Raw genomic sequence first — 15,502 nt, forward strand, 5'->3', positions numbered from 1 at the left:
TACTATTATTTACTCACAAAATTATTGCTAATAAGAAAGATAAAGATAAAAATACACAAAGTGGAATATATAAACCGGTATCCATTCTAGCAAAGTGTGTATCTTTTTGTCGTTTAAAGATACCAAAATAATTAAACTCACCAATTACTCTAATAGAAAAGACGATCATACAAATCCAGGAACCGACTTGAATAATAACATTAGGAACTGCAAAATGAAAAATTTTTGCTTGTTGCAACAAAATTATTGCTGCCATACTTAATAATAATGCAATGACCAATGTCATTCCGGCACGAGGTGTAAACGCCTTTTCCCCTGCTTTAGTTGGAATAACACTATTTGTCCCCCAATTACCTCCGAAAGCCCAATATACATGTAAAAAACTAACTAAGAATAATATACAAGCAGATATATATGTAATGATAAGCATTTTATCCTCCCCTTATTTCATTTTGGTTCCCACCTATAAAATATGCTGTTCCCCCCACATTAGCAACCTTCATTTAATTACATAAAAAAAACCGTAATGATTTATCAATATTAAGATAAGTCATTACGGGGTTATTAAACCTCATTATGCATTATACCTATTTCTTCGGCGTTCCATCCTTGTTTGACCTTGAACTGCATTTTCTTTGTATGGATCTATTTGCTCTGTCATTTCATATGTTGCAACTGGTTCTTCGTACTTATACTCATGGATCTTTTCTGGCATTTTACTTTTAGATTCTTTCCCACCAAACTTAAATAGTTTCATCTTTAATTTCGGCAACCTTGGAAGTCGAATCTTAATTGATAATCTTTTGCGTTTCTTTTTTGGTCCAAGTAGATTTTTATTTTCTTTATTATCTTTCTCTTTGCGGTGAATGAACATCGCAAGTAATCCTCCTAATACAAGTCCTCCAATTAATAGTAATATATATACATAATGGCTTGTCATTAAACTCGTTATGCGTTCAAGTATGACTAACGACTGTACTTCTTTTATATCCCATAGTAAAGCGGCCCATAATGAGAATAAGCCCAAAGTAAGTCCATATGTACGAAAACGGAATAAACATGGAATTAACGCGACACATGCAGCAATTTTCGCATTTGCTATGATTGAACTTGTTGAAATATCCTGATGCCAAATAACTAACAGTAATGTTATAAATGGCGCATACGCTATCCAGCTACATATACGTGAATACATCTTTTTAGCAAAATAACTACCGAAACTAGTAAAAAATAAAAGCCCTCCAATATATATAGATTGTTCTAGAGGGATTTGCTTTGTAAGTCCTGCAATTGGAAAGAGGCCGCTCAATAGCATTAAGAGCACATCTAATTTCTTCACAATTCCCCATTCCTTTCAAATTTTTTCAATTAATAAAAATCTTTTTCCATATGATATAGTTTTTGTATTTCTAAAAAACATATTAATCCTGTCTGCACATAAAGTAAATATGTAAACGAAAAGATACTTGACAAAGGATATCCTTATTTACATAAAAAAATGACAAATCCTGATCGATATAACGAGCAGGATTTGTTTACTAGTATTTAAAGTAGAGTAATTGAATCTTTCTTTTCTACCTTTACTACATCTACATCCAATTCATCATCAAATTCTTTAAACTCTCTTGCATCTATGTCAGTAATATAAGTCTTCATTACTTTTTCCATATGTACGGAATATGTCATGTGTACATTCTTTTTCGAAAGCATACTAGAATTACAGCACATGTAATGTATCATTTTAGCGATATAATCCCTTTCTACAGGTTTTACACCCAATGGTAAAATTTCAAGTATATATCGCTGAAAAATCCCACTACAATTAAGTGAATATTCACCAGTGCTATAATACATCCCTTTTTGATCTGCATATAAGCCAATGCTATCTAGAGCATCATCAGATTCTATTACACCGTAACTTGGTACATCAAAACCTGTATTTATTCTAATAATATTTAAATTTGGAACCTTTAACACCTCTGGAACAATATCAGGTAAAATATCTATATTAATTTCTTTATTTTGTAACTCTTTTATCCAATATTTTCTCAAATTTGCATCTACAATGAAGTAAACTTGTTCATTTTGTTCTTTTGCATATTGTACAATTTCCATTAATGTTTCGAAAACATATTGTTTAAAAAGAGCCCCCATATCATTTCTCTTTGATGGTTGTGGTAAAAATGCATTATGTTTATTTATATTTAATAATACGTAATCAATCGTTTGCCACTCTGTACTCCCATATAATTTATATAAAATTTCTTTTCCTTTTATTTTTGAAAAAATAGGTAAGAAATCGAATTTCGATATTCGTTCAATTGATAAACTAACATATGTACAAGGTAAATTTATCTTATTCCAACTACGCCTCAAAAATCCTTTTTGTTCTAATAGACTAAAAATACTATTTACAATTGTTTTACGAGATACATTTTGTCCTATAAATAAATTAATAAATGTTGAAATACGGTTTGTTCGTGCAAATCCCTCTCTAATAATTTGTTTTGGATCAATTTTTTCGCGTCCATCACAATTCTTCATCGCGATTAATGCTAATGTCGCATCACTGCGCTTACCCGCGGTAGCATAGACAGCTTTCTTAACATCATCTACAAGATTTGTTTTATATTTTTGGCAATATTGCATTTTATATGGATTTTGTAACACCTTTTCAATATTGTATCTCACAATCTTTAATAACACTGGAAAATCTGTATTCAATACATAAGAATTTTCACCAACTTTAGTCAAAACAATTTCGCTATCAAGTAATGCTTGTTCTATTTCCAGCGCTATATTTTCAGACCAAACTTCTAATATTAATGTCTCTAATCCTTTTGGTGCAAATAAAGGAAATAATTCATTTTTGTTATTTGTAGCTACCTTTTTACATTCTGGAAGTATTGTGAAATAAGAGAATTTACGCTGAAATTCTTTAAATAAATACTCTCTTTCCTTTACTGTTATACCCGGTTCTATTTTAGTACCTTGAACTTTATAAATTCTCTCATTGTATGGAAATAACACCCTTTTATTTTCTCCTACAATATAATCTTTCGGATATTGGAGAATATGGTCTAAATCCACCTCTCCCCCTATTTGAAAATCATCTTTTAAATTTCTAAATATCTTAATCCATTTCATGCCGGTTGTAGCTTGTTGTATTTTTAGTTTTACAAACCGTATTTTTTTATTATTTGACGCAAACTCTGAGGTAGAAATCAATATCATGCCTCGTTTTCGTCTTAAAAGTAAAGGAATATCTGGATGATTATATTCTTGATATTACGAATGGTTTTATGGGTATTTCTTAATAGTGATTTTTTATTGATTAAGCCTATTTTTAAATGTGGCATATCAGCGATATTTTATGTCTATTTCTTATATGTGTTAGCAAGTTCGTTTGCAAACTTGTTAGCACTTTTTTATATTTCTTCTATTACATAGACCTTTACAAAAACATCATATTTATTACTAACTCTTCCACGTCCTTTTCTCTGTACTTTGTAACTGTAAAAAATGAATGCCTGGCATTTTTCCGTTGTGCTTCTGTTTATAAATTTGCGTATGTTCTTCATATTTTTTAACTTCTCTTCATTCACTTTCAATTTTTGCAAGCAATCTATGAGTAACCTTTCTTTAACAAGATATCTAACAATAATAAGGACGAATAAAAAAAGTGCATCTCCAATTGTTAAATGTGTCTAACAATTAGAGATACACTTCAAAGTTCCGGATTTTAAAGTCAATTACAATTTTATTTTATAAAAAGCTCTTTATCTTTCTCGGGATATAAGAAACCCTCAATCTGACAAACTCCTTCTAGCAGATGACAAACACTTCTATTTATTAAACCAAATCGCTGTTGAGTAGCTGCTGTAAATCTTATAATAGCTCCTCTCTTTAAATACGCTGGTTGATTAGTTTTACTTCTAAATAATTCTAAGCTATTAATTTCCTTAACGTGATTAGCTATTACATCCTCTTGTTTCAATTCAAAAATTAAATTAAAATGCGATTCAAAAATTATTTGTTTGATAAAGGCCTGAATTGAAAAAATGCTTTCATTATACCAAAGAAACATCCGTTCCTTATCATTTGTAGCGAGCTTACCAATTACCTCTCTATTTTCTTTACTATATGGATACGGATTTTTCTCTTTTTCATAATCAGAACATAATTTTAAAAGCTTTTCTTGTTCAGTTTTTTTGTAATGTTTAAATATGAATTGTGCATAATTAGTACGTTGTATAGAAACATGTAAGTCCTGTATCACTCTTTTTAATTTAGGTTTTGCAATTTTATCACCAAATTGTTTTGGTATCTCCGACTTGTAAATTTCTCCTAGCATTTTATCAACTGATTTAGCAAAATATAACGATAAATCAGAGGCTTCTTTAAATTCATTTATTGACAACATTTCATTAATTATTTGTTTCATATAAGGTTGAAGATTCTCATTACTTTGCTGATATTTAAATAACTCATATACATAGTTCAGAGAATAATAATGCAATAATCCTTGTTTAGGCGTTTTTGTATAAAGGTTCTGAAAATCACTCCATGTTTCATTAGAAACTTTATCTTCTAGAATCCGCATTAAATCCTGCAGTTTTTTCCCCTCTTCAGTTTTTTGTATAACTTTTCCTAGTTTGTACGAAATCTCAGCTACATTCATTTAAAACCCACCAATCCTTTAGCTTAAATGCAATAAGCATCCCAATAATTGAATTTACTTTCCACAATTCATTTTTCTCCAACGGGGGCATACCTCTTCCATGTACCAAAGCATTTCTTGCATCTCTTACTTTTTTTAAAAGTTTCATATCTTCATCGGTAATAGGAATTTGAAGTCTTTGTATTAAATTTTCAAGTTTCACAAATAAAGGTGCATTAGTTAATGAAGTTGAAAATTTATTTTTTAAATCAAATGAAAGCCTTTCTTGCTCTTCATTAGAACCATCAAAATTCAATTTAAATACATCGATAGCTGCTTCTACAATACACTTTCTCAACGATTTTTTTATTAACGGTGGCACCTTTTCATCTGACAATAAAAACTCGATTGTAATATTACTAAAAATTATTTGATCTTCAATATTATTTGCATCCCAGCTACGTTTTAGCCATTTTAAAGAATTAAATATACTTTCAATCTCTTTATCAGTTTCCTTATCCATAACTCTTGTTATTATATCTTCATACCAATTTAGTTGTTCTATTTTTTGCATGATATTCTCATCTAAACTTAGTTTCGTAGGCTCTATAACATGATTGGTATCTACAGTCATTAATTCCCCTGTAACATTATTGATTATATGAACTATAGTTGTTAATGTTGGTTTAGGAACAAGTAAATCTCTATTCCATTCAGTTAATGATTCTTCTACTGAATAAAGTCTATATAAACTATCTTGTTTTATTATGTGATTTAAAGCGTTTAATGCACACTCAATCTGATTAGTGGCTAAATTATACGCATCATACGAAGTTTCAGCTTCTATAGTCACTTTTGCTATACTATCTCCTTGAAACTTCTCCCTTAGTATATTTCGCATTTCCTCGATATCATCTTCAATACTATCTATTTCATAAAATGCAACGTTTCCAATTCCACATAAATCAGTTTCGATTTTCAGATTTTGAATTAAAATGTACACTGTATAAGAATGCTTTTGTTTTTCAAACCCTTCTATGTGAACATCAAATCCACTATGTCTTCCTACAAAGTCAAAAACATTAAAAGGATTAGACGCTTTCGTAACAGTGAAAGGCATTCTAGAATTTTTCAAATGATACGAACTGCTTGTAAATATAATTTTTGCTGTATTTCGGTTTACAGTTTCCACCTTGATTGGCATACATATGTATTGTCTTTGCATTCCATTTCCTTGGCAAATATCTATATCAATAAAAATTTCGTTTAATAAATGGAGAGATTTTAAATTTAAAGAATCAATGTCTTGAATGTATATTTCTCCATAATCGTCTGCCGATTGACTTCCTACAAAATTAAATATAGCTGGATTTAAAGTATTATCTTTACATACTTGGATTTGCATTTCATATTTTGATGACAAATTATTTTCTGTACTTAAAATAACTACAAGACCATTTGTTAATTTAACAATTAAATCATCTTCTCTATCTAACTTAGACACATCAAATTCTAAAAGTTTTTGTATAGCTTGCTCTATTTCTAGCTTTTCAATTTTAATATCTTCATAGTTATTTATTTTTTCTATTAATATTTTTAAAGACATAACCGCTTGTTCTATAGTTAAACTTACAATTTGCTTTTCTATAAATAAATATCCTGTTAAAAGAAAATATGGTTGTTTTATTTCATTGCTCTCAAATAATAAAGCACTAAGAAATTGTTCTGGTTTATACTGAAAGATTTGTTGATATACATAAGCATTTCTAAAATAATCAACTGGTAGGCTAACTGGAGCTTTTGTTGCTGCTTCTTTAAAGAATTTACTCAAATTTTCATACCCCTTTCTCTACTACAAAATAAACATCTTTATATTACCATAAAATTCTATATCTTATAAATAAAAATCCCTCCATCCAATTTACTGGATGGAGGGATTTTTATTATTTTACATATACATATGCACCACTAGCTGTAACATAAAACGCCTGTCCTTTTGAATTACGAACCTTGTATTGCATTGATTCCTCTACTATGACTTTCTCATCAATCATGAATCCTAAACCTGCATCTACAGAGCCAGCAACATCTTTATCCTGCCAAGATGGAGAATCATAGAACCGTAGATTGTTAACCTTAGAAACAACACGCTTACCTACAATAGATGAATCCGCTGTATTTTTCTTACTAAACTTCACATACGATGGATCATTTTTAATCCATTGTTCACCACCAAGATTTAACCAACCATCCTTTTCCGCCCATACTATATAAGATTCTGGTTTGTTTAGTTGACGAATTTTAGAATAGCTTGTACCTGGTCCTTTACGTAAGTTAACGTTGTAACCTTCAATATAGGCGATACCGTCTGTTACTGCTGTTGGTACTTCCGATGGTTTAGATGGCTTCTCAGGAACAGAAACATCCACACTAGAATTATTATATGCTCGTTGTACATCTGCTCTAAATTGAGCTTCTGAAACGCCATGAGACTTTAAGTAATCAATTGGATCTTCATGATCCGTACCGCCAAGGTAATGAGTTACATCGCTATGTGTCCACAATCCTTTTTCTACAGATAACCCACGGTCACGTAAGATTTTAGCTAGTAACTTAACGTATTTGTCATAGCTGCGTTTGAATTTTGTATAGTCCGCTGTTTCGCATAACTCTACATGTACAAATCGTTTATTAGCAGCAGGACCGCCACCATAAGCAATGTATTTTGTATCAGCAATTTGGATTGTTTCATCCCAATCGACTGCATAGTGAACAAATGCATTTCTCCATGTACGAGACTCATATTTTTGAATGTTAATAGCTGGAGCTTCTGGAGTTGCTGTAGAATGCGCTACAACGCCCTCATAAGCACCTACACCATAACGGTATGGTTGTTTCGGTAAATCAGGAATAATAAGCGTTCTATCAGCCAAAGCACTTGTAGCAAAAGAAACAGCAAGTACTAGAATCATAAGTAACGAGGTAATATGTTTCATTGTCTTTTTCATTTAGCATCAACATCCTTTTTCATAATTTTTGTGTGGTCAAATAATCCACTTGCTGACAGTCCAATGATGATTCCTTGAAATACATTTGTTTTGATATCTCCGCCCAAAAATAAAACGCCTAGCACAATGCCAAGCGTTAAATTTAATAACGGAACATATTTTGTTTGTAATCCAATTGTTTTTCCAATTTGTGAAAGACCAACTACAATTCCAATCATTACAGTAATTTCAAACATTACATACCACCTCCTTTCATTAAGAAAGTGAGAATGCCACCAACAATTCCGCCAACTATAAGTCGCAAAATCCAGGTAGTATTGGCGCTGATTTTATCTAATTGCTTATTGATATTGATAATGTCTTTCTCGTTACCTGTTGTCCGCATTTCTAAACTTTTAATCTCTAAGCGAATGTCCTTAATATCTTGCTTTATTTCTTGAACGTCACTTCTTACTTCTTGTAATCCTTCCACTTTGACCACCTCATTTCAAAATAAAAAGAGAGACATCTATTTGTCCCTCTTTTCTTATAAAAGCCGTATTTTGTGCAAAATAAAAACAGCTTATAGCTGCTCTGGTTTCTTATCAATTAAATTTTGAAGTAACAATTGTTCTAAAACTTCAATTCTACTGTTCATTTGTTTATTTTCTTCTTTTAACTCTTGAATTTCAGCATCTTTCGCTTGTTTTTCTTCTTGAAATGCCTTTATTTGAATTGCTAATGAAGAATATAGTTCAGCTGCATTTCTTTCTTTTGTAACAAAACACCCAGGAGTATTTTTATCATCTGCAATCCACCCATAGTGAGTTTCTATATCGTTTGTTGTAAGAATTGGGTCCCCTTCAACACGATTCATTCGCTTCTCATACAAGTCTTCTATATCTGTTTTCAAGTTGTATTGTTGGATTTGAAGTGCCATAATTTTTTCTATTGCGCTAAACTGCACATCACGAATATTTGTTTTGTATTCACGTTTCGATGCCGTTTGAAAAGCTGATGCTGTAACAGCGTTATATGCACTTCCTGACCCATTTTTAACCTGAAGTGTTGTATATCCATCAATGTTACCGTTACGCAAGGTTACTGTTTGGAATCGAAGGTCTGTTTCAGTGTTTGGCGTTGCAACTATATCAAGCATATTTTTACCTTTTAAGTTGAATACAATGGCAGACTGACTGTCCATCCATACGGATTTAGATCCACCTTTTAATGTTATTCCACCAGCAGAGTCTACCCAAAATGCGTTCGATGGATTAGATACTGTGAAGGTAGCACCGTTGGCTACTTCAACCCAATATGATCCATTTTTTGCATACTGACTTATACCTTTGCCAGAAGTGATAAGTGTATGCCCACCAGAATTGACCTCTGTATTCTGATTACTTTTCATAAACAAAGCTCCACCAGTAAGAATATCTACGTGGCTAACAGAATCTAAACGAATTGTATTAGTATAAGCGCTTAATTGTTTATCAGACCTAAGGGTGACTCCATTCTTACCAGTAATATAAATATAATTATCTCCATTAAGAGATACATCCCCATTTGTATCCACATTTAATTTGGCGCAATAATGTGGAGTTTGATCCGCATCATAACCTTTAACAATACCAAAGCTACCGGTATAGTAATTTTCTCCTTTCACTGGGAATTGAGATATTGTTAAAGTACCATCGCGGAAACGTGATGTATCCACATCATCATGCATAAGTATTGTTGGTTGTATTTGGCTATCAACAGCTCTTTTGTAATAACCAATAAACATTCGATTTAAATTTGACTCCATCAAACGTATAAATTGCTTTTGAATGTGAACATAATTAGAACCATTGTCTGTACGTATGGTTGTACCTTTAAGTTCCTGCGCTTCTAAATACTTCGCTATTGTTGTTCCATCTAATTGTATTTTACCTGCACTAATTTTAACTGCTTCTGCTGTTTGATTGATAGATGAAATAATATCGCCTTTTTTGACTGTTGAATTAATTTCATTAGACATTAATGTAATAGAGCTTTCGTGCTTTTCCACCATTGCCTTACTTCCAAATTGACCGTTCGCTTCTGTTTTGGTGTATACATCCGTTTTCTCTGCCTTTAGGTCAATACTGTTAGATTGCTGATTGATCGTTGTTTCCATTTTAGAAACTTTACTATCAAAATCAGAAGTAGCCACTTTCTTTGCAATTTCGCCTACAAGTTGGTCATAGTTGGCATAGTCTTTCGGATTCTCCATGAAACTAGAAGGTGTAATACCTTGTTGTAATTGTGGTTGCGATACCCAAAGTCTACCGTTTTTTCTAATAACCACTACGAAACGTATCGTAGTAACACCAGATGCAGGAGATGGCATAGTTACACTAACAAATTTCCATGATCCATTAGTCAGTAATGGTACAAGTTGTACGACTTTATTCGTAACCCAAGTAGAACCATTGTAAAATTCAATCATTACAAATGCTGTATTATCTATGGTAGCAACTGCATCTGTGTAAAACCATGCAGATAACACATAATCACCGGAGTTAGGAGATACAGGTAATGATTGATAGAACGCTGCATTTCTGTCTACTGTCTGCCCGGACGATTCTAATTTAACGGAATTCATACCGTCATGGTTTCTCGCTGTTTCTGGTACAGCTGTAAAGTTACTGCCGTTTGGACCGACACTCCATTTAGAAATACTCGGTTTTCTACTCGTTACAGCTCCTGTAGTAGCGTTTATTACTCGATCTTCAAATGCAGTATTAAATAGTAAGTTCGTACTTCCTAATCCACCTACATATTCTTGCATTTGAGTATCTGTTACTTTGGATTTGATTTGATTATTCAACTGTGTGATATCACTCGTGTTTTGTTGAATAACCTCCCCTTGTTTGCCTTGTGTTTGAGATAGAGTTGTAATGGTTTGTGAATTAGAATCCGTTGTTTGTTTAACTTGATTTAAGGTAGTTTGCATTGTACCTTGGTCTTTTTGAACAGTTGATACAGTGGTTTTTACACCGTCCACACTTTTTTCAATTTCGGTTGTTTTCTTGGTGAATTCATCGGTTGCTACTTGATCTTCAGGCGCTGGTGACCATCCAGTAGCTTTATTCCCCTTTTCAAGTTTGAAATTTCGAATAATGATTTTTGTTGTTTTAGCATCTATTCCCCAAAATTCCAGTCTCGCTTGTCCTGTGTTATTAGTCTGTTCTGTAATTTTTGTAGTGTACGTAACCCGTTGGAATTCTTCCGTAATTCCTGTGAATATTTGTCTAACGAATGTATATTTAGGTGAACCGTTTTCACCATAGAACTGAACACGACCTGCCGTTTTATCCGTTGTTATAATTTTCACATCGAAGCTAAATGTTACAGTTTTACCCGCTAATTCACTAAATATTTGATTTAAGTTATTCTTAAATACTCCATAAGCTGAATTTGAAGTTATTTGCGTTGTTTCCCAATATTTCGTATCTGATATTAAATTACGTACTCCTATTTCTTGCTCATTGAAGTTCTTTTCTACACTTGTTAATTTTTCACTAATCTTTCCTGCTTGTTCTTTAATTTCAGTTGTTGTTTTCTTCAAGTCGTTTGTTGTTTGCTGCACATCAGAAATAGTCTTCTTTGTACCTTCTACAGTTTGTTCGACTGTATTTAATTTATTGCTGATATCATTATCTTTTTTCGTTAACAATTCAATAGAAGTTTTAAATCCATCTGCGGTTTGCTCGGATTTCGTTATACGGTCCGTAAGCTTTCCTTGTTCATTTTGAACATTAGAAACTGTAGTGTTAATCCCTTTAATAGTAGTCTCAATTTCTACTGTTTTTTTAGTGAAGTCCGTATTAGAAACGTTATCTTCTGGCGCTGGTGTCCAGTCTGTCACTTTGTTTCCAATTTCTATTTTCGGTCTACCTACTTTTACATAGTCTCCGCCACATTGAATATACACTGCATTCTGTTCTGTTTTTAATATCCCTATATCTTTAATCCATATAGTCGTACTTATAATACCTTTAAAATTCATACCATCCGTTATTCTTAACCAAACGCCTAGATGTTGAATTGAATTATCGGAATATCGTATAGAAGGTTCAAAACCAATCCTATTAGATGGATTAACGCCAGTTTTTGCATTTTTAATTTCAACATAAACACTTAATGTAACTTGTTTTCCTTGTAAGTCTTTTAAATCATTTACAAATCTGAAACTTTGATTTGTGTCAGGTGGTAATATAAATTTATCAGATTCAAGGACATAGTTTCTTACACCGACATTTGTGTTATTAACAGTGGTTTCTAGTTCGCTTAACTTTTGTTTAGTGCCATTTGCTGTTGTTTCAATTTCATTCGTTTTGTTTTGAAGTTTAGTTAAACCGTCATTTGTTTTCGTTAGCTCTGACTTCTCAGCTTTCTGTTTAAGAGCTTCGTTCGTTTGACCAATAGATGTATTAATATCCTTGAAATTCTGTACGTTCCCTTGTTTATCAGTTTCATAGATTTGTTTACCTATGAAACCATCTTTAATTTCATCTTTCGTATAAACACCAGTTTTATCAGCCTTATCCTTTAATTGATTATTGATCCAGGTCTGGTCTACTTTGTTATTAACTTGCTTTTGAACATCCACTATTTGTCCAGCTATTTCTTGCGCTTTACCTTCCACATCTTGAACCTTTTGATTCAATTCTGTTTTAGCTGTTTCAATATCTTCCTTAACATCTTTAATACTTTGCTTTAATGGTCCTGTATCGGGAGTAACCCTTTGCCATTGACCACCTTTCCAAAGTTTCTGCACCTTATTTTCAGGATCAGAACTATCTACCCACAAAGTTTTTCCATCACGTAAATTCTCAGTAGGAGCCGTTGGTTGTTCGATAATATCAACCATGTTCTGCTCCATATATTTCTGTGTTGTTTCTGCCAAATCTTTTGCTGTTTGACTTTCTTTTTGAGCCTGATCAGCTTTATCTTTAGCATCAATGATGTCTTTGTTTTGTTCCTTTACTTTATTATTTAATTGGTCAAATAACTCCTGTGGAACCTTGTCATACAATGAACTTAGTATCTTTTGGTATAATCTTCGCAACTCATCATTTTGATCAACGATTTCACGATAATCACCAAATACATAGTTATCTTGTGTAGGATCTTTAAAAGATTCATCACCAGCAATAGCTCGCGCTTCAATATATAGCTTAGGTGTAAACCCTTCATCTATAATTCGAATTGTATCTCCCTCATTGATTTCCTCATGTGATAAACCAGGTATTCTTGCTATATTTTGCGCATCGACTCCATAAGAAACGGAAGCATTCACAAGCTTACCCATTTCCGTTTCCATTAGAGTCAACAGTCTCTCTGGAGACATATTTTGGTCGTCTGTTTGTGGAGTGTAGAAAGCGAATTTATGTTTTCCGTTCTCATTCCAGCGTTGATAAGCTGCATCATCTACAAGATAAGGAACTCCCTTATTTATGGATGAGATTGTAATGAATTCTCCGTTTTCTTTTTTTACAAAACCTAATAAGGCTGTACAAATACTTTGAGAGTTCTCAATACGTTTAATTCCTATTAAATCTTTACCAAAGGTTATTTCTTTTCTTGTATCTCTTCCTCGTTTCTGAACCATATCCACATAGCGTCCAACGATTTTAGAACCAACAACTTCAGCACGATATTGAATTTCTAATTCAAATGAAGCGGCAATTTTCTTAAGTAAATCCAATGGATCAGTAAATTCTTCAATTACCATTGAATGCGCTCCATCATGTTCGGTTTTACCTATTTTCCACTTCGTCCCTTTAAGAGCTATTTCCATACATTGTTTCAATGTTTTACTTTCTATTTTTTGCGGCTCGATAATTCCTGCTTTAGCAAGCTGAATCCATTCACCAGATGCATAAACCATTAATGATCTATCTTTAGAATCTTTTTCCGTTTCTGTAATGACATAAGGAACGATTCTACCGCCACGTACTTCTTTTAATACTAAATTTTGCTGTACAAGTGTTGCTGCATGATCTGTATTTTCGAATACCCTAAATTCTAGTGTATCGATATTATTTTTAATTTCCCAATGTCGTTTGTCATCCCAATAGTCTTTAGGTTGTATAGCTGAAACGATTTGATTTGTTTTAAAATCAACAACATGTAAGTCTCCACTTGGTGTACTCATCTAAATCGCTCCCTATACGTTAACTTTGCTATTCCTACATTTGCTGGACGTATTATAACTTCATTTTTCCCTCTTTTTATAACAGGGAATGAACTAAATATATCTTTTAGTGCAATTGCATTTGTTCCATTGATTGTTACTAATGATCTTTCTGTGTCTATTTGAATTTTATCTCCTATATCAAAAATATAAGGTGTTACATCTTTATCGAAATGATTGATCTTGTAAAACTTAACATCTTCAATAAATGCGACTTCCATCGCATCATTATTTCCGTATTTAGTAACTGCTACAGCAATTTTTTTCGGCTTCATACTTGTATATTTAGATGTGTTGCTTATGTCTATCCAATAATCTAATTCAGTATCGTTATCAATCTCTGTATTCGCTCTGTATTTAGATACCTTAGCAGACCACTTGTTACCTTCACGCTTCATTGACAAGTGACCTCTAAAATCATTGAACGATCCTTCACGAATACCACCTGTGGATTCTATGATTCTATAGTTATCTTTATTGACCTCAGATTCCATCCAACCTACGCCTACTCTACCATTGATGTTTTGCATAGTATTGTAGTAATCTGTTAAATCCAGCATAGTCATAACTTCATCATTATCTCCTAGAAGAAATACAGCTACAGAACCCATTTGACCAACCCTAGTAGATTGTAGTGTGAATTGACAATCTAAAATAAAATCAGTAGCATCTTGAGGAATTGCCCTAGTCATTACAGGTCCATGCCATGCGGTACCATTACCATAATCTTCAGCATAGAATGCGTAACCTTGCCATACTTTAAAACTACCTGCTGGCTGAATATAACCGATTTTTTGAGTATACGGTGTCCATTTGGTTAAGTCCGTCATTTCATCCCATAAAATACGTTCCTCTCTAGATACCACAACCGTCTGTATTGGGACTGGATAACCAAGTCTGAAGTACTCTAGCCCGTTCCATACATCCAGAAAAGGACTCTTTGCCCCTACAGTTATATCAATAATTGGATTAGACTCTACAGATCCTTTGTTAATAAAGTTAGACTTTAAATCACTGTTCTCAATAGTAAGGGTTTTACTTTGTACAGGACCTAACTTATATGGCATTGGACAAATGAACTTAAGTGTTCCTATTCCAAGTGTTACAAACTCATCTGGATCAAAACTGTCATCCACAACTGCTAAATATGTTCTATTGGGTTCTACATCAAAAATAAGCTCTACTGGTTGATCTGTTATTAACCAACTTGCAATTTCTTCTTTTACCATTTCTAAATCAGCATCATCAGGAACTATAATCCCTACAGGAATTGATAAAACACGCATTTCTGTTTGTGTATTTAATAATCTTGCCCCTGGATATCCTGGGGTACTTAGAAAATTCCGTTTCAATGGTGCCCAAGTTGGTCTTTTCCAACCTTTTGCAATTTGGATATACTTTTTACGTTCATTGTTAAATTTGAAAGAGCTCATTTTGACACCTCATTTCTTTATAAAATAAAAGAAACCCAAACCTAAAAGTCTGCGTTTCTTTTTGTTTCTCTTTCTTGATATTCGGTTGTATAGCGATAAGTACCGCGTGCCACATCTCGACCATCTAAAACAACAGGAACTTCAACTACTAAGTCGCCACCCTGCATTGGTACCCTATTATCACCGGATGATCCAGGAG

At 32.8% G+C, this 15,502-nt stretch carries 10 protein-coding genes and 1 pseudogene; all 11 read right to left on the reverse strand.

The features are described 5' to 3' along the window. Nucleotides 1-13 precede the first annotated feature (13 nt). Nucleotides 14-430, reverse strand: coding sequence for a DUF3995 domain-containing protein (locus tag H6481_RS25750; protein ID WP_182813567.1), 417 nt, complete (start codon nt 428-430; stop codon nt 14-16). 144 nt (nt 431-574) lie between these two features. Further along, nucleotides 575-1,339, reverse strand: a complete 765-nt coding sequence (locus H6481_RS25755) for a DUF3959 family protein (RefSeq protein WP_063547407.1) — start codon at nt 1,337-1,339, stop codon at nt 575-577. 206 nt (nt 1,340-1,545) lie between these two features. Then, nucleotides 1,546-3,228, reverse strand: a complete 1,683-nt coding sequence (locus H6481_RS25760; RefSeq protein WP_141544704.1) for an RNaseH domain-containing protein — start codon at nt 3,226-3,228, stop codon at nt 1,546-1,548. Nucleotides 3,229-3,428: 200 nt separating this feature from the next. Continuing rightward, nucleotides 3,429-3,659 (reverse strand): annotated as a pseudogene (locus tag H6481_RS29015) (hypothetical protein); the annotation flags it as partial. Nucleotides 3,660-3,760: 101 nt separating this feature from the next. After that, nucleotides 3,761-4,681: a hypothetical protein gene (locus H6481_RS25765; RefSeq protein WP_182813569.1), complete on the reverse strand. Its 921-nt coding sequence runs from the start codon at nt 4,679-4,681 to the stop codon at nt 3,761-3,763. After that, nucleotides 4,668-6,491, reverse strand: coding sequence for a HEPN domain-containing protein (locus H6481_RS25770; RefSeq protein ID WP_182813571.1), 1,824 nt, complete (start codon nt 6,489-6,491; stop codon nt 4,668-4,670). Before H6481_RS25770 ends, H6481_RS25765 begins: the two co-directional genes overlap by 14 nt. Before the next feature lie 112 nt (nt 6,492-6,603). After that, nucleotides 6,604-7,668, reverse strand: a complete 1,065-nt coding sequence (locus H6481_RS25775; protein ID WP_182813573.1) for an N-acetylmuramoyl-L-alanine amidase — start codon at nt 7,666-7,668, stop codon at nt 6,604-6,606. After that, nucleotides 7,665-7,904, reverse strand: a complete 240-nt coding sequence (locus H6481_RS25780) for a hypothetical protein (protein WP_000461725.1) — start codon at nt 7,902-7,904, stop codon at nt 7,665-7,667. Before H6481_RS25780 ends, H6481_RS25775 begins: the two co-directional genes overlap by 4 nt. Next, on the reverse strand, nt 7,904-8,140 hold the full coding sequence (locus tag H6481_RS25785; RefSeq protein ID WP_000398738.1) for a hemolysin XhlA family protein: 237 nt from the start codon (nt 8,138-8,140) through the stop codon (nt 7,904-7,906). Before H6481_RS25785 ends, H6481_RS25780 begins: the two co-directional genes overlap by 1 nt. Nucleotides 8,141-8,230: 90 nt before the next feature. Beyond that, nucleotides 8,231-13,831: a phage tail spike protein gene (locus H6481_RS25790; protein WP_182813575.1), complete on the reverse strand. Its 5,601-nt coding sequence runs from the start codon at nt 13,829-13,831 to the stop codon at nt 8,231-8,233. Next, complete coding sequence (locus H6481_RS25795) at nt 13,828-15,303, reverse strand: distal tail protein Dit (RefSeq protein ID WP_182813577.1); 1,476 nt, start codon at nt 15,301-15,303, stop codon at nt 13,828-13,830. The genes H6481_RS25790 and H6481_RS25795 overlap by 4 nt, the downstream gene beginning before the upstream one ends. Nucleotides 15,304-15,502: the final 199 nt, after the last annotated feature.

It is taken from the genome of Bacillus sp. ME78, assembly GCF_903970865.1.
Classification (GTDB): Bacteria; Bacillota; Bacilli; order Bacillales; family Bacillaceae_G; genus Bacillus_A; species Bacillus_A cereus.

Coding starts and splice junctions, on each gene's coding strand:
- H6481_RS25750 (WP_182813567.1), bottom strand. CDS start 430: ATGCTTATCATTACATATATATCTGCTTGTATATTATTCTTAGTTAGT.
- H6481_RS25765 (WP_182813569.1), bottom strand. CDS start 4,681: ATGAATGTAGCTGAGATTTCGTACAAACTAGGAAAAGTTATACAAAAA.
- H6481_RS25775 (WP_182813573.1), bottom strand. CDS start 7,668: ATGAAAAAGACAATGAAACATATTACCTCGTTACTTATGATTCTAGTA.
- H6481_RS25780 (WP_000461725.1), bottom strand. CDS start 7,904: ATGTTTGAAATTACTGTAATGATTGGAATTGTAGTTGGTCTTTCACAA.
- H6481_RS25790 (WP_182813575.1), bottom strand. CDS start 13,831: ATGAGTACACCAAGTGGAGACTTACATGTTGTTGATTTTAAAACAAAT.
- H6481_RS25795 (WP_182813577.1), bottom strand. CDS start 15,303: ATGAGCTCTTTCAAATTTAACAATGAACGTAAAAAGTATATCCAAATT.